Origin of the sequence: Streptomyces sp. NPDC005774, from assembly GCF_042871645.1 — a bacterium.
GTDB classification, from domain to species: domain Bacteria; phylum Actinomycetota; class Actinomycetes; order Streptomycetales; family Streptomycetaceae; genus Streptomyces; species Streptomyces pratens.
This window is the reverse complement of record NZ_JBIAIV010000060.1, coordinates 23,686-38,823: the sequence shown is the minus strand read 5'-3', so window position 1 is coordinate 38,823 and position 15,138 is coordinate 23,686. Positions and strand designations below refer to the sequence as shown.

At 71.2% G+C, this 15,138-nt stretch carries 11 protein-coding genes and 2 pseudogenes; 2 read left to right on the top strand and 11 right to left on the bottom strand.

Annotation, left to right across the window (positions count from 1 at the left end; all coding sequences use genetic code 11):
• The coding region (locus ACFYQA_RS34225) for a transposase (RefSeq protein ID WP_388926390.1) at window positions 1-106 on the top strand (106 nt) is incomplete at its 5' end.
• Window positions 107-411: 305 nt separating this feature from the next.
• Here ACFYQA_RS34225 and ACFYQA_RS34220 read toward each other — a convergent pair.
• The 9 genes and pseudogenes from ACFYQA_RS34220 to ACFYQA_RS34180 all read right to left on the bottom strand — a co-directional run bounded on the left by ACFYQA_RS34220 (window position 412) and on the right by ACFYQA_RS34180 (window position 12,520).
• Complete coding sequence (locus ACFYQA_RS34220; protein WP_388926382.1) at window positions 412-1,362, bottom strand: hypothetical protein; 951 nt, start codon at window positions 1,360-1,362, stop codon at window positions 412-414.
• Window positions 1,363-1,481: 119 nt separating this feature from the next.
• Window positions 1,482-1,823 (bottom strand): hypothetical protein, encoded by a 342-nt coding sequence (locus ACFYQA_RS34215; protein WP_388926379.1) that lies wholly within the window; start codon window positions 1,821-1,823, stop codon window positions 1,482-1,484.
• Between the two features lie 34 nt (window positions 1,824-1,857).
• Window positions 1,858-3,582: a cytochrome c oxidase subunit I gene (gene ctaD, locus ACFYQA_RS34210; RefSeq protein WP_388926376.1), complete on the bottom strand. Its 1,725-nt coding sequence runs from the start codon at window positions 3,580-3,582 to the stop codon at window positions 1,858-1,860.
• A 249-nt stretch (window positions 3,583-3,831) separates the two neighbouring features.
• On the bottom strand, window positions 3,832-7,215 hold the full coding sequence (locus ACFYQA_RS34205) for a CARDB domain-containing protein (RefSeq protein WP_388926373.1): 3,384 nt from the start codon (window positions 7,213-7,215) through the stop codon (window positions 3,832-3,834).
• 383 nt (window positions 7,216-7,598) lie between these two features.
• A complete protein-coding gene (locus ACFYQA_RS34200) occupies window positions 7,599-9,500 on the bottom strand; it encodes a DUF2264 domain-containing protein (RefSeq protein WP_388926370.1) in 1,902 nt (633 codons plus the stop codon).
• The gene (locus ACFYQA_RS34195; RefSeq protein ID WP_388926367.1) at window positions 9,497-10,528 is read right to left on the bottom strand and encodes a hydroxyacid dehydrogenase; all 1,032 of its coding nucleotides are present in this window, start codon (window positions 10,526-10,528) and stop codon (window positions 9,497-9,499) included. The genes ACFYQA_RS34200 and ACFYQA_RS34195 overlap by 4 nt, the downstream gene beginning before the upstream one ends.
• A 78-nt stretch (window positions 10,529-10,606) precedes the next feature.
• A pseudogene (locus ACFYQA_RS34190) lies at window positions 10,607-10,954 on the bottom strand (sugar ABC transporter permease); the annotation flags it as partial.
• A gap of 43 nt (window positions 10,955-10,997) precedes the next feature.
• The gene (locus tag ACFYQA_RS34185) at window positions 10,998-11,144 is read right to left on the bottom strand and encodes a hypothetical protein (RefSeq protein WP_388926364.1); all 147 of its coding nucleotides are present in this window, start codon (window positions 11,142-11,144) and stop codon (window positions 10,998-11,000) included.
• A gap of 242 nt (window positions 11,145-11,386) precedes the next feature.
• Window positions 11,387-12,520, bottom strand: a complete 1,134-nt coding sequence (locus ACFYQA_RS34180; RefSeq protein ID WP_388926361.1) for a substrate-binding domain-containing protein — start codon at window positions 12,518-12,520, stop codon at window positions 11,387-11,389.
• 121 nt (window positions 12,521-12,641) lie between these two features.
• Here ACFYQA_RS34180 and ACFYQA_RS34175 point away from each other — a divergent pair.
• Window positions 12,642-13,010 (top strand): annotated as a pseudogene (locus ACFYQA_RS34175) (cupin); the annotation flags it as partial.
• Window positions 13,011-13,059: 49 nt separating this feature from the next.
• On the opposite strand, the gene ACFYQA_RS34170 reads toward ACFYQA_RS34175, so the two are convergent.
• Both ACFYQA_RS34170 and ACFYQA_RS34165 read right to left on the bottom strand, forming a co-directional pair.
• Window positions 13,060-13,875, bottom strand: coding sequence for a transferase (locus ACFYQA_RS34170; RefSeq protein WP_388926358.1), 816 nt, complete (start codon window positions 13,873-13,875; stop codon window positions 13,060-13,062).
• Window positions 13,872-15,137 (bottom strand): glycosyltransferase family 4 protein, encoded by a 1,266-nt coding sequence (locus ACFYQA_RS34165; RefSeq protein ID WP_388926355.1) that lies wholly within the window; start codon window positions 15,135-15,137, stop codon window positions 13,872-13,874. Before ACFYQA_RS34165 ends, ACFYQA_RS34170 begins: the two co-directional genes overlap by 4 nt.
• Between the last annotated feature and the right edge of the window lies 1 nt (window position 15,138).

Below are 15,138 nucleotides of genomic sequence, written 5' to 3'. Positions count from 1 at the left end.
CATGGGATCGGTCCTCTGGTCACGCTCGTACTTCGCGGGCTCCTGCGGCGGCGCCCCGCTGACCGTGATCCGGCAGTACATCGAAGATCAGAAGCGCCCCGTCTGACCGTCACTCCAAGGCGCAGAGAACTCCGGCGCTTCGCGCCTCCGTGCCAAGGATGCTTTTCCCTCCCCGGCTGAAGCCGGGGATACCCACGCAAGATCAGGGATGGCCTGGGCCGTCCGGCGTTCCCGGCGTCGCGGCTCCTGCGCAGGGGCCGCGGGTGCGGCCGCTCGCCGCGTCCTGCGCTTCTTCGACCGCGGGTACGACACCGGGAGCCGGGCGGACGGGTCCGGGACCGCGCCCTGAGCGTCGGTCCGAGCACCCGCCCGCCCCGCTGCGAAGCCCCGGCACCGGACACGGGTTCCCGTTCACCTGCTCAGTGACCCGGCGTCCCCCATGACGATCACCGGATGCTGCTCGGGGTCGAGGGCCAGCAGGAGTTGCCTCATGTACCGCTCCTCAAGGCTCACGCAGCCCTGGGTGGGCCCGTCGTGGTCCACGTGCAGCCAGATGCCACCGCCCCGGTCGGCGCCGAGCGGGCGGGTCCGGTCGAGCGGGGAGGTGCCCGGGACGCGGTTGTAGTCGATCGCCACGACGTAGCCGAAGGACCCGTCGAGCGGCTCCCCCTGGAAGCCCGTGCCGCTGATGGAGAACCCGGGCGATTCGTCGTACGGCAGCAGAGTGCCCGGGTCCGGCAGCAGACCCCCCGCGTCGCTGAGGGTGAACACACCGATGGGCGAGCGGAGATCGCCCGCCAGGTGGTCGTCGGTCCAGCCCTTGAGGGCGTTGCGGGCGGGCCAGGCCGTGCCCGCTTCCCAGCCCGATGCGGTACGCCGGTACAGCACGGCCTCGGAGCGGTTCGCGTCCCGCCCCCTGCCGGTGACAACGACGGCCTGGCGGGCGTTCCCGGGGATCAGTGCCAGCGTGCGGGGACCGAGGCCGCCGAGCGGGGCGGGGGTGTCGGGGTGTGCTCCGGCGTCGGTCCGGCTCTGTGTGGTGCTCGCCACGCCGGGTGCTCCGGTACCCGGCACTCCGTTTCCTGCCGCTCCGTTTCCTGCTGTTTCGCTCCCCGGTACTCCGGCTGCCGGTGGGGCGGCGGCCGTGGGGGTGACCGTTGCGGGGGTGGCAGCCGTGGGGGACGACTCCCCCGCCGTGCTGCCGGCGGTCGCCGCGCAGCCGGTGAGGAGCGCCGCCGTCAGGAGGGCGAGGACCGGCATCGGCAGCCGGCCGCGGCCCCGGGCGGAGGCGGCGGGCCGCCGGTCGCCCGGGGACGGAGCTCGGGGACGCCCGCGGCGCGGACCTTCGATCGATGAAGCCATGGGGTCAGCCTGACTTCGGCTCAGCCGAAACGCCGCGCTCCCCGCGCGAGTCCGGGCAACGTCCCCCATCTGCCCGCCGGGGCACCGGCCTCCGGTGGCCCCGGCGGGGCGGCGGGCCGTCATCCCCCGACGAGGAAAGCGAGAACGACGGTGCCCGCACCACTCGCCATGCCCACGACCGCGGCGGCCACGCACCGCACCCGGAGCCGTTGATAGCGCTGGGCGTACATGTCGCGGAGCTCGGCCGCCCGGTCGCAGATCCGGACCAGCGTCACGCGGGAGGCCTCGATGCGGTCGGCGGTGTAGACGCGTTCCACGTCCTCGCGCTGCGCGGTCGTCAGCCACGGCAGCTGCTCGGTGAACCGCTCGGCCTGACGCCGGGCGTCCTCGACTTCGGCAGCCCACAACAGGTACCCCTCGAACTGGTCGAGGCCGCGGGCGCTGTCCTGGCTCGGATTCACATGCTCCTCCACGCTGGGCTGCGGAATCACTCTGTCAGGCCTGGTCCCCGGGAGCCTGGATCACGGAGCGCTCGGGGCGGTTCTCCTCCCGGTCGTACGCCGCGACCGCCGGGTGGTGCAGGTCGAAGGCCGGGGACTCGGAGCGGACCCGCGGCAGGGTGAGGAAGTTGTGGCGCGGCGGCGGGCAGGAGGTGGCCCACTCGAGCGAACGGCCGTAACCCCACGGGTCGTCGACCTCGATCTTCTTGCCGTACTTGGCCGTCTTCCAGATGTTGTAGAAGAACGGCAGCATCGACATGCCGAGCAGGAACGACGCGATGCTGGAGAAGGTGTTCAGCCCGGTGAAGCCGTCGGCCGCCAGGTAGTCCACATACCGGCGGGGCATGCCCTCGGCGCCCAGCCAGTGCTGGATGAGGAACGTGCCGTGGAAGCCGGCGAACAGCGTCCAGAAGGTGATCTTCCCGAGCCGCTCGTCGAGCATCTTGCCGGTGAACTTCGGCCACCAGAAGTGGAAGCCGGCGAACATCGCGAAGACGACGGTGCCGAACACCACGTAGTGGAAGTGCGCCACCACGAAGTACGAGTCCGTGACGTGGAAGTCCAGCGGCGGCGAGGCCAGGATGACACCCGTCAGACCACCGAAGAGGAAGGTCACCAGGAAGCCCGCCGACCAGAGCATCGGTGTCTCGAAGCTCAGCGACCCCTTCCACATGGTGCCCAGCCAGTTGAAGAACTTCACCCCGGTCGGGATCGCGATCAGGAAGGTCATGAACGAGAAGAACGGCAGCAGCACAGCCCCGGTGGCGAACATGTGGTGCGCCCACACCGTCACCGACAGACCCGCGATCGCGATGGTCGCGCCGATCAGACCCAGATACCCGAAGATCGGCTTGCGGGAGAAGACCGGGATGATCTCGGAGACGATGCCGAAGAACGGCAGCGCGATGATGTACACCTCGGGGTGACCGAAGAACCAGAACAGGTGCTGCCACAGCAGCGCCCCGCCGTTGGCCGCCTCGAAGATGCGGCCCCCGAACTTCCGGTCGTATTCGAGGGCCAGCAGTGCGGCAGCCAGTACCGGGAAGGCGAGCAGGACCAGCACAGCGGTCAGCAGCACGTTCCAGGTGAAGATCGGCATGCGGAACATCGTCATGCCGGGAGCGCGCATGCAGATGATCGTGGTGATGAAGTTGACCGAGCCGAGAATGGTGCCGAACCCCTGGAAGGCCAGGCCCATGATCCACAGATCACCGCCGAGCCCCGGCGTGCGGACCGAGTCCGTCAGCGGGGAGTAGCCGGTCCAGCCGAAGCTGGCCGGGCCGTCCGGGGTGAGGAAGCCGCTGAGCGCGATCAGTGAGCCGAACAGGAACAGCCAGTAGGAGAGCATGTTCAGCCGGGGGAACGCCACATCCGGCGCGCCGATCTGGAGCGGCATGATCCAGTTCGCGAAACCGACGAACAGCGGGGTCGCGAACATCAGCAGCATGACCGTGCCGTGCATGGTGAACGCCTGGTTGTACTGCTCGTTAGACACGATCTGCAGACCGGGCCGGGCCAGCTCGGCGCGGATGACCAGCGCGAGGATGCCGCCGAGGATGAAGAACGCGAACGATGTCGTGAGATACAGCGTGCCGATGGTCTTGTGATCGGTCGTGGTCAGCCATGCGACGACGACTTTGCCGGGACGCCTGCGCCGGACCGGCAGCTCGTCCTCGTAGGAGTCCGACTCGACCGAGTCCGGCGCACTGTGAACCGCCACTGTTCCGCTCTCTTTCTATGGGTCCGGTATCTCTACCCTCGGGAAGGATGTCGCACATGCGCCCGCTCGCGTGAGACCCGGGCCCGGCCCGGCGTGTCACCTTACGCGTCCGTCCGCTCGCACATTGTGACGCACGGGGTGGGGGTGTCGCGCCCGACGGGGAGGCCGTCCGGACGCATCGGGGCCCGCACCCGGGTGGGGTACGGGCCCGTCGCCCGGCGCGGTGCGCAGGGTTGTGGTGCGGTGGGGCTACCGGTTGATCACGAACTGCGAGCCGGGTTCGATCAGCACATCGCCCTCGGCCGAACCGGTGATGGTGACGTCCGTCAGAGTGGCGCTGCCCCGGGCGCCGCCCATGGCGAGGATGCCGGACCCGTTGTTGGACCTGTCGATCGTGACGTTGCTGATCCGGACGTCCGGCATGGCGCCGCCGCCCGTCTTGAACTGGATGCCGTCGTACGTCGAGTCGTGGATGTCGGTGTCGCGGATCACCACTCCCGGGATGTCCGGCCCCTGTGCGAACAGGGTGATGGCACCGAACTCCTGGTCCTCGTTCCAGAAGGCTCCGCCGGTACGGTGCAGTTCGTTGTTGGCGATGAGGGTCCGTCCGGAGAAGGGCAGCGGGTCGTGGTCGGTCGCCAGCATGATGCCCGGGTAGTTCATCGTGTCGTGGATCAGGTTGTTCTCGATGGTGTTGCCGTAACCGCCGTAGACCGCGATGCCGTTGGCGCGCCAGGGCAGTTGGACGGTGTTGTTGCGGAAGTGGTTGTCGTGGCCGATGTCGACGGACGGGTCCTTGACGTACTTGCTCGCCCAGACGGCCAGCGCGTCGTCGCCGGTGTTGCGCAGCGACGAGTTCTCCACGAGTGAGTTGCGGGTGCCGTTGGCGAAGTTGACGCCGTCCGCGTAGGTGTTGCGGATCCTCATCCCGGTGAACTCCAGCCCGTCGGCGGGGCCCCACAGCTCGGGGATGTTGCTGTGGTCGCGGCCCACCCAGGCTCCCACGTTGGCGTGCTCGATCCACACGTTGCTGATCTTCGTGTTCTCGCCGAACCGGCCGTTCAGACCCACCCCGCCCTCGGCTCCGCCGTCGCCGCCGCGGATGGTGCCCGAGCCGAAGATGGCGATGTCCGAGATTTGGGTGTTGTCGTCGATGTCGAAGCCGAAGTTGCCCTCGTGCGGATGGTTGATGCCGCCCGACTGGTGCGGCGGGGTGAGGGTGTGGAACTGGGAGTGCCACATGCCGGCGCCCCGCACGGTGACGTCGCGGATGCCGACCTGGTTGTGCTGCCCGCGGTCGAGCGGGTCGTCGGTGAGGATCTTCTGCTCCTGCCGCCACTGGCCCGGCGGGATCCACACGCAGTCGATCTGCCCGTTCTGGTCGGCGGCCACGGCCCGCTGAAGGGCGTCCGTGTCGTCGATCCCGTCGCCCGGGATCGCGCCGTACTCGGTGATGGAGACACAGCCCGCAGGCCGGTCGGTGGGCGGTGCGACCTGCTCCAGGTCGATCAGGTCGACGATGTAGAACGCGGCAGTGTCGTCGTTGTCGCGTTGGAGCCGGAAGGTGGTGCCCTTCGGGAAGCTCCGGCCGAGCAGGGCGTGGGACTCGTCGAACAGCCTGCGGGCGTCGGTCTGCGGGGTGTTGGTGAGCCCTTCGGGCTGGTCGGTGTTGCCGTACAGCCAGCTGTGCTTGGAGCTGAGGCCGATCTTCTGAACGAACTCGCCGTCCGCGTACAGGCTCAGGGTGGCCTCGGTGCCGCCGCCGCCCGGGGCGTCCGGGATCGAGTTGCGTACGACGATTGAGTTGGTCGGCCCCGAAGAGGTGAACTGCACATATTGGCCAGTGGAGTTGAGGCGGACGGACTTGCGGCCGGAGGACTCGGTGGCGAAGTTGGTGTGGCCGAACGTCCGCTTGGGGTCGGCTGTCAGGAGCGTTCCCTGGTAGGTACCGTCCTCCGCCTCGTACTCGGTGTACGGCACGGCGGCACCGCGGCCGACGACGAGGGAGCGGGTGAGGATGTTGTTGTTCTCGTTGGTCTCGACGACTCTGTCGGTGGCGTCCGCGGTCGCGGTGAGGATGCTCGACCCGCCGGTGGCGGTCCAGGTTCCGTCGACGGTGACCGGGACACTCGCGCCCGCGGCGACCGCCCCGGTCGTGCCGTCGAGGGTACGGCCTCCCACCTCCAGCCGGGTGACGGAGCCGGCGGGTACGGCCGAGGTGCCCCGGTTGTGCACGGTGACCGTGAAGGAGACGGCGGCACCGGTGGCAGGGCTCGCCGGGTCGCTCGCGATCGCGCGGACCTCCAGGTCGGGTCCGGGGCTCTGGGCCACGGTCAGTCTGTCCGTGGCGGTGCGGCTGTTGTTGGTGTCGTCCAGCTCGAAAACGGTGTCCGTGGGGTCGACCACGGCGGACACCGTGTAGGTGCCCCGGGCCCGCTTGCCCACGTCCACGGAGACAGTCGCGGAGGCGCCGGCGGCGAGCGCGCCGACCGGGGCACTGCCGGCGACGGTGCCCTCGAGGTTGACGTCCAGCCTGGAGGCGGGGGACGCGGCGGTGCCGGCGTTGCGTACGGTCGCGCGGACGGTGACGGCGTCGGACTCGGTGGGGGTCGCGGGCGTCCAGGTGAGGTCGGTGACGACGAGATCGGGGTGGGGAGCGGCGGTCCCCATGACCTCCAGTTCGGCGATCTGGGCGCCGTATCCGGCGGAGTTGTGGGTGAATCTCAGCTGTACGTCGGCATGGCGGCCGGTGACCGGGATGGTGACCGTGTTGCCGCCTGAGGCGGGGTTGAACGTGTAGTCGGCGCGGGCCTTGATCGAGGTGAAGCCGCTCGCCGTCTGCTCGCGTCCGAGGACTTCGATGCTCTGTGTCCGGGTTTCCCAGGCCGTGGCGGGGTTGAGCTTCACGACGACGCCGGAGAGATCTGCGTTCGCGCCCAACTGGACCGTGAGTGTGGCGGGATGGCCCGATGACTCCCAATAGGTTTCCGTCTGACCGTCGTTGGCGTTCCTCGCCACGAACTGGTGCACGGTGGAGGAAGCCTGGACGGGCTTGTTCAGCGCCAGGTTGGTTCCATTGGCCGGGGGTTGCTCGGGGTCGGTGCCGGCGTCACTGTCGTAGACCTCGATCTCGGACAACTGGGCTGCGTTCCAGCCGGTGTTGGCGGTCACCCTTACACGGATGTGGCGCAGGTCGCGGGAGGCGAAATCCACGGTGACCGTGTTGCCGTCGTCGGGGTCGAAGCCGCGGGCGGCGGAGGCGGACAGGGTGGTGAAGGAGGTGCCGTCGGTGCTGCTCTCGACGGTGAGGGTCTGGGTACGGGCCTCCCAGCCGGTGGGCAGTTTCAGGACCACCTGGTCGGCCTCGACGGTGCCGCCGAGGTCGACGCGTACCGGCTGCGGGAAGGACCCCGCGGGGCCCTCCCAGTAGGTCTGCTGGCTGCCGTCGGTCACGTTGGTGACGGGATGGCCGGGGTGGGAGCCACCGGCTGTGACGCTTTTGCCGAGCGCCAGGTTGGGCCCGCGGACGGCCGGCTGCGCGGCGATGGCCGGTGCGGGGTGGAGACCGACGGCGACCAGACCGGCCAGGAGCAGGCCGGTGATCGTCCGGGGGCCGAATCGCTTCCGTCTCATGAAGTCCTCGTTCCACGGCGGGTGCTGGGGCGTGGTCGGGCGAGTGCGGGACGTACGGCGGAGCAGGGCGTGCACAGGAGCAGCACGTACACAACAGGAGCAGGACGGAGCCGGCCGGGTGCGGACGGGCGACGGGGCAGGCGGGCATCCGGGCAGACAGGGGCGCCTGCTACAGAATGCCGACCAGCCGTACGTCTTTTGCGGCTACTCATTCATTTCTTGCGGCTCCTGGAGTGAGAGTTTCGGTCTCCTGCCTCACTTGTCAATGGCATGGACACAACGGCCCTCGACGGACCAGGGTCCGGACACGCCGGAGGCGCCGCCCTTCCGGACGGCGCCCCTGCCCTGCACCGGTTCGACACGGACCCGAAGCCCGCCCTCAGTCACTGATCCGTGTGGCGGACCCCCACCGGGTCGAACGTAACCCGGGTGCGGGCTCCGCACCCGGCCCACACGACCTCGACCGTGCTCCCCCCGTCCACCCGGACCTCCTGGACCGCGTCCGTCAGGGGCCGTGGGTCGGGTTCGGCGGTCAGGCTCGCCAGGCTGGCGTGCACGGTCGTGCCGTGGGAGCGGCCGCTGAGCCGGGGCACCCGGGCCCAGCGGGTGAAGGCCGTGCCCTGGGGGGCGCGGATCGGGTCGGCGGCGGGATCGTCCCATCCGTGCAGGCCGTGCAGGGCCGAGACCAGCGGCTCGTCGGGTCCGGTGGCCCAGCCGGTGTGCGTGACGAGGGAGTCCGCCGGTGCCCCCACCACCCGGTGCACCCGCAGTTCGTGACGGCCGTGGACCACCGTGACGCTCTCCACCCGCAGGCCCGGCACCATCGGCGGGCCGCCGGCGAACACCGGCCGGTGCCAGGAGGCCGCCCAGCCCCACCCGTCGCCCTGTCCGGCCCCCAACGGGTGGACGCGGCGGCGGACGCTGGGCCGGCCGCCGACCACCACGGACAGGTGGTTGTCGGCGACGTTCCCGGTCGCGGTCGGGCCGGTGCGGGTCGAGTAGGCCTGGCGCCCGTAGTGCGGGTCGTCCTCGGCGGCCGACTCTGCCTGGTAGGGGCTCACATGGTGGCTGCCGTGGTTGTGCAGACGGACGACTCCGTCGGCCCGGGTCGCCTGGAGGAGCAGTCCGGGCGCGGGCAGGGCGAGCACCCGGTCGGCCACTTCCACCGGCGCGGGCTCCTCGCGGTCCGTCCACAGGGCGTGGCCGGCGGGGGCGAGCAGGGCGACGAAGGCCTTCGACGCCCAGTAGGGGGACGCGGGGCCCGAGTAGGTCTGCAGTACGGCGTCGTGCGGACCGTGCCAGCCCAGGCTCAGCAGTCCGTCGTCGGTCAGCGCACCCCGGTCGAGGAAGTAACGCAGGCTGCCGTCGGCGATGCGGCGCGAGGCTCCGGGGGTCAGCGGGCTGTGACCGGTCACCGCGCCCAGCGCGACGGCCGACGCGGCGGCGAAACGGTAGGTGAGGGACCGCCCGTAGTGCATCGGCGCCCCGTCCGCGCCGAACATCAGGGCTAAGCCCTCCAGATGGGCGCGCAGCCGGGCGCCGTAGTGGGCCAGTGCGTCGGCGTCGCCGCAGAGGTGGGCGTCGAGGACCGGGTAGAGGTGCAGGGCCCATCCGTTGTAGTGGTCGAAGGCCGGCATCTCCCCGTCGGTGTACCAGCCGTCGCCCCGGTACCAGTTCTCGAGATGTTCCACCGCGCGCTGCCGGGCCTCGGCCGTCTCGCGGTCGCCGCGGCCGACGGACTCGAGGAACCCGGCGACGGTGTACGGGAAGAGGTACCAGTTGTTCGGCGCGGGGGTGTGCCGCAGCGCGCCCCGCAGCCATTCCTCGGCGCGGTCCTGCACACCCGGGTCGAGGTTCTTCCACAGCCAGGGGACGGTCAGGCGCAGGCCGAGGGCGATCGACGCGGACTCGACCATGGGCTGGCCCTGCACCATGAAGTCCAGGATCAGCGGCCAGGACTCGGTGTCGTCACGACCCGGGGTACGGGTGCCGGCGGCGAGTCCGCTCGCGTAGCGCTCCAGCAGGTCCTGCGGGTCGTCCCCGTCCGCGCCGGCCACCCGGAAGGCGGCGGCGAGGAACGTCCTCGCGTACCCCTCGAGGCCGTCGGAGCGCACGCCCGAGCGGGAGGGGCGTCCCGGCAGGTCCAGCAGGGCGTGGCCGGGGGTGCTCCAGCGCCAGGCCGCGCTGAGGAGCCCGTCCGCGGCGGCCTCCCAGTGGGCGCGGGTGTAGCCGGTGTGCGGGCTCAGGTCGTGGTTCTCCGGGGGCAGTTCAAAGGGGATGCTCATGCGAGGAAGGCCAGCCTTTCGCGTCGTACGGGGTGGAGGAAGCCGTCGCCGGCGGCCCAGCTCGCGATCTCGGCGAGCGCGAGATCGGCCAGGCGGCGCAGCTCGTTGCCCTGGGAACCGGCGAGGTGGGGGGTGAGCAGGACGTTCTCGCAACTCCACAACGGGTGCTCGGGCGGCAGGACTTCGGGTTCGGTGACGTCGAGCACGGCACGGATGCGGCCGGCCAGCGCCGCGTCGGTGAGCGCGTCCTGGTCGACGACGGCGCCGCGGGCCGTGTTGACGAGTACGGCGTCGGGCCGCATGGAGTCGATCAGTTCGCGGCTGACCAGGCCACGGGTCTCGGGCAGCAGCGGGGTGTGCACGCTGACCGTGTCGGAGTGCCGGAACAGCTCCGCCAACTCCACCCGGCGCACGCCGAGTTCTACCGCTCCCCTCTCGTCGACGTACGGGTCGTGGAGCAGGACGTCGATGTCGTGCGGGCGCAGCAGGTCGATGACGCGGCGGCCGATGAGGGAGGCCGACAGGATGCCCACGGTGCGGCGGTGGTTGCCGGTGGAGCGGTCGGGGCGCAGCCAGTCGGGCCGGGCGCGGGCGCTGCGGTAGTCGCGCGCGCTCTCCAGTGCCCGCTTTCCGGTGAGGAGGATCATGGCGAGGGTGTACTCGGCGACCGGCACGGCGTTGGCCGCGGCGGCGGAGGAGACCTCGATGCCGCGCTCCCAGCAGGCGTCGGTGACATGGCCGCGTACGCTGCCCGCGGCGTGCACGACGGCGCGCAGGCGGGGCGCGGCCCGCAGGACCTCGGCGTCCAGGGGCGGGCAGCCCCAGCCGGTGACCAGCAGGTCGACGTCGGCGAGCACGGCGCGCGCCCGGGGTGTGGTGAAGTCGTCCAGCACCGGGAGGGGTACTGGATCGCACAGCGCGGCGAGGGCCGCGTGCGACTCGGCGTCGAGGACGGCCGAGGCGACGTCCGGGTACATGGCCAGTGCGGCACGGGGTCGGAGGACGGGGCCGGACAGGTGCTCGGTCATGGTGGGGGCGGAACTCCTTCTGTGAGCGGGTCACTTCACGGCGCCGGCGGTCAGACCGCTGCGCCAGAAGCGCTGGAGCAGGGCGAAGGCGGGGACGAGGGCCCCGGCGACCATCAGCGGGAGGCGGATCAGGCAGTACAGGCCCACGGTGTCGAGTCCGCCGAGGAAGGCCGGGTCGGTCAGCACGGCCGCGTAGCTGCGCAGGCCGACGAAGACGGTGCGTTCGGGGCCGAAGCCGAGGCCGAGCTGGTCGTCGCTGTAGAAGCTGAGGTACACGGCGGTGCCGACGGGGATCAGGAAAACGATGAGCAGGAGAGCGAAGAAGGGCGTCATCAGCACGCCGCAGGCACTCAGTCGGCGGCGCCGGGCGGTCCTGCGGACACGGCCGGCGGTGGGGGCACCGGGTGCGGGGCCCGCACGGGTTGCTCGGTGATCGCGGTCATGAGGGTGTCGCCTGCCTTTCGGCGGCTCAGGTGATGTGCGTGGCTTTGCGGCTCTTCGCCGTGCTGCTGCGCGACGGTGCGTCCGCTTCCCCGGTGCAGGCGCTCAGGGCTCCTGTCAGCGGTACGGCGGCCATCGCGGCGAGCACGGATCGACGGGGACGTCGATCGGGCATGGTGCCTCCCGCGGCTCCTGCGTGTCGGGGACACTTCTGTTCGAGACAGCGACTGTTCGGGACAGTGGAATCGTCAATGCCCGACCGGCAAACGGTCAATAGATCGACCAGAAGAAAGCAAAACGCTTAAACACTCATTCGGTGTGACTCGTGTTCTCCGGCCCTGCTCCTGGAGGCCGCCCGCAGGGGCGGACGTACGGGCCGGACCACCGGGGCGGGACCCTGCGGTCCGGCCCGTACGGTCAGCCCGAGTTCGCCGTGACGACGCGGGTCGATCCGCGCACGGTCAGCGTCGGCAGGAGTTCGATGCGCCGGACCACCGGGGCGAACTCGCCACGCGGCCCGTCGAGGCGCTGGAGCAGCAGCTCCGCCGCGGCCCGGCCCACCTCCGCCTTGGGCGGGGCGACCGCGGTCAGGGGTGTGGTGCCGAGTCCGGCCACCACGTCGTCGTACGCCACGACGGAGCAGTCCTCGGGCACCCGCACTCCGTTGTCCGCCAGGTGGTGCACGAGCATCAGCGCGTCCACGTCGCCGTGCAGCACCGCCGCGGTGGCCTCCAGCGCGCGCAGCCGCGCGTACAGGTCTCCGGGCGTGTCGGCGCGGTACGGCCCTCCGGGGCCGGCGTCCGGGGCGCTCAGCGTCCACGCCGCGGCCTCCACCAGCGGATGCTCCTGGGCGATCCGGGCGAAGGCGGATCGCAGGGTACGCGCGGTGGGGCTGTCCTCCCGGGTGGCGAACACGATTCTGCGGTGGCCGAGGCCCACCAGGTGCTCCACGGCGAGGCGGGCGCCGTACTCGTGATCGGAGCAGACCGAGTCCATCGCATGCAGGACGCTGCCCGGCCGCGGCCGCCGTTCCATCAGTACCGCGGGCACGTCCAGTGCGGCCAGCCAGTCCTGGTCGGCCTCCTCGTCGGCCCGGGTGCGCCAGCGCGGGGCCAGCAGGAGGCCGGCGACGCCGTCCGCGAGCGCCCGCTCCACCAACGGCCTTTCCGCGCCCGGCACATGGGGCGCGATGTGCAGCGCGATGCGGCGGCCGGCCGCCTCGAGCGCGCTGCGGGCACCGTACAGGGCCTCGTACAGGTACGAGTGCCGCTCCGGGACCACCACGGCCACCGCGTGCCCGTCCGGCGGGGCCAACGGGGAGAGTTCGCCCCCCGGCAGGCCCCGGGCCGGGAACTCCTGGGCCGGCAAAGCGGACCGGACGACGCCGTGGCCGCGGCGCAGCCGGCCCTCGCGCGCCAGTTCCTCGACGTCCCGCCGGACCGTCACGACCGACACCTGGAGTTCTGAGGCCAGGTCGGTCACCCGGGCCGATCCCCTGGCCTCGATCGCAGCGAGGATCCGCTGTCTGCGCAGATCGACCGGCTCCCGCATGGGGCCTCCCCGAGCCTGAATGTTCGTTTGAACGATACCGGCCATCATAACGATCGCTCGGGGCGTGGGGACGTGCCTCGTGAGGGTCGGTACGGTGAGGGCGCAAGGGCCGCGGGGCTGTGGGGGCATGGCCCGGACCGGCGGCGTGCGCCGGTCCGCTGCGGCCGGCGGGAAGACCGTGGGAGCCGGGAAAGTCTGGAAGAGACAGACCCGTTTGGTCCCCGCCGCCTCCTTCGACCACCACCATGAAGAGTCCGAGAGAGTGATCCACGGGGTGAGCGGGCACCCCGAGTTCGTGTTCCCGGACGGGACGGAGGAGGTGCGGCTGCGCACCTCGCCCGGCGACTACATCTTCGTACTCCCGTTCGTGCCGCACCGCGAGGAGAACCCCGACCCCTCCGAGGAGGCCGCGGTCGTCATCGCCCGCAGCGCCCGGGAGGCCATCATGGTCAACCCGCCGAAGCTGTACGCCCTTCCTGCCGACGACGGTGACCTGCACCGGCGCGTACGACTCGTCACACGGCCGGTACGGGATCTGTTCAGTGCACGGCGGTCACCTCGACGGCGAGGTCGTTGTCGACGGTGTAGTACGGGCGCACGGCGGCTTCGCCTACGGTGAGCGCCGGGTACACGCATACCTTCTTGCGGTCGGCCATGTCGTCGAGGAGCCGGCTGATCCGGACCGGCGGGGCACCGGCGGCGGGCCGGAGGAAGGCGTCCCAGATCTGGTCGCCGGGCTCTCCACCGGTCAGCTCCCCGAAGGGCGCGGTGAAGGAGAAGGCGCTGCCCTCGGTCCGCAGCGGGAAGCAGCGCGTGGTGCTCCTGTCGCTGCGCAACCGGAGCACCACGGTGGCGTCGTCGGACAGTTCGGCGCCGTGCAGGCGTGCGTGGACCGTCATCGCCCCGTCCGCGAGGTCGAGGCGGCCGGCCTCGGCGTGGGCGGGGCGCAGCCAGGCCCGGACAGCCAGGAACCCGTCCTTCGTGGCGTAGGGGACCCGGACGGCCACCGGGGACGGCCGCTCCCGCAGACTTCCGTCGACGAGGGCGCGCAGGTCCCGCAGCCCTGGGCGCAGCCGTTCCCGTACGGCGTCCGGTTCCCTCATCAGGTACGCGTCCCAGCGGCCCTCGGCGAGGGCCGGCAGCGGTTCGAGCACCGCGCGGAGGTCGCCGTCGGCGCCGTGGGATTCGAGGTCGAGGAGGCGCGTCGGCTGCTGCGGCGCGTTCTTCTTCGGTCTCGGCACCAGGGCCAGCAGGGGGCGCCCGGCCGAGCGGAGCGCGACGCGGAAGGTGGTCCGGCCGTCGGCGTCGACCGTGCAGTGGGCGCGCGGTGCGCTCGTGTCCTGGGCGGTGCTCATCGGCGTCCCTTCCGTAAGGTGCGCAGCGCCTCGGAGGCGGCGGTGAGGGCGAGGTCTGCGGCGGCGTGGCCCTGGCCGGACAGGGCCAGGTGGACCCGGCCGCCGTCCGGTCCGGGGCGCCGGCCGGTGCTTCGGGCCGCCACGGCCTCCCCGGCGAGGCGTTCGGCCTGTGCCACGACGGGTCCGGGGGCGTACCGGCGGGCGTTGTCGAGGGCGGCCCTGCCCATGCGGCGGCGCCGTTCGTCGTCGCGGACGAGGTCCAGCAGGGCCTCGCCGAGGGCGTCGGCGTCATCGACGGGCACCAGCCGGCCGTCGACGCCGTCCTTGATGATCTCACCGGGCCCGTAGGGGCAGTCGGTGCTCACGACGGGCAGTCCGCAGCGCATCGCCTCGACGATGGTCATGCCGAACGGTTCGAAGTTGGACGCGGCCACGCCGATGGAGCCCTTGACCCACTCGGCCTCCATCGGAGTCGTCGCGCCCATGAGGAAGACGTTGTTCCACAGGCCGAGCGACTCGATCAGGCTGCGCAGCGCGGCCTGTTCCTCACCTTTGCCGTAAATGCGCAGCTGCCAGTCCGGATGGGCGGCCACGACCCGGGCGAATGCCCTGATGATCAGGTCGTAGCGCTTGACCCGGACCAGCCGGCCCGCCGCGACAACCACCTTGGCAGTGCCGTCCGCGGCGGGCAGTACGGGGTCGGGGACGCTGTTCGGGAGGGCCTCCACACGCACCCCGGGCAGCCTCATCTTGCGCCGGTAGGAGTCGGCGTCCGCCTCCGTGACGGTGGTGAGCACGTCGAGGCGGCGGTAGGCGCGGCGCAGCGTGGTACGCAGCCGGGGCGGGTGGTTGTTCAGGGTGAGGTGCTCCTGGCCGACGCGTACGACGTGCTCAGGGGCCTGGAGCGCGAGGTGCACGTTGAGCCCCGGCCGGGTCCCGATGACCACGTCGGCGTCGATGGACTCCAGGCATTCGGCGATCCGCTGATCCGTCAACTCGCTGTACTGGTGGTAGCGGTACTCGGCCGACGGGAACACTTTGGCCGGTCTTCCGTGCCGGGGATCGTCCTTCTCCCTCCTGAGATCCACCAGGGGCCGCAGTCGCACGTCGAGGTGCGGGGTGAGGTTGGGCCGCTCCCTGTGCCGCAACACGGAGACGATCTCCACGTCGTGCCGTTCGGCCAGCGCGGCGGCGAGATTGAACGTGGTGGTGATCGTGCCTCCGATGCCATAGGCGTTGTGGATCAGGAAAGAGATCTTCATG

Bases quoted from the DNA above. Each gene is read 5' to 3' on its own strand.
- ACFYQA_RS34195 (WP_388926367.1), bottom strand. From the start codon at position 10,528: ATGACCGAGCACCTGTCCGGCCCCGTCCTCCGACCCCGTGCCGCACTG.
- ACFYQA_RS34165 (WP_388926355.1), bottom strand. From the start codon at position 15,137: ATGAAGATCTCTTTCCTGATCCACAACGCCTATGGCATCGGAGGCACG.
- ACFYQA_RS34180 (WP_388926361.1), bottom strand. From the start codon at position 12,520: ATGCGGGAGCCGGTCGATCTGCGCAGACAGCGGATCCTCGCTGCGATC.
- ACFYQA_RS34205 (WP_388926373.1), bottom strand. From the start codon at position 7,215: ATGAGACGGAAGCGATTCGGCCCCCGGACGATCACCGGCCTGCTCCTG.
- ACFYQA_RS34220 (WP_388926382.1), bottom strand. From the start codon at position 1,362: ATGGCTTCATCGATCGAAGGTCCGCGCCGCGGGCGTCCCCGAGCTCCG.
- ACFYQA_RS34185 (WP_388926364.1), bottom strand. From the start codon at position 11,144: ATGCCCGATCGACGTCCCCGTCGATCCGTGCTCGCCGCGATGGCCGCC.
- ACFYQA_RS34200 (WP_388926370.1), bottom strand. From the start codon at position 9,500: ATGAGCATCCCCTTTGAACTGCCCCCGGAGAACCACGACCTGAGCCCG.
- ACFYQA_RS34170 (WP_388926358.1), bottom strand. From the start codon at position 13,875: ATGAGCACCGCCCAGGACACGAGCGCACCGCGCGCCCACTGCACGGTC.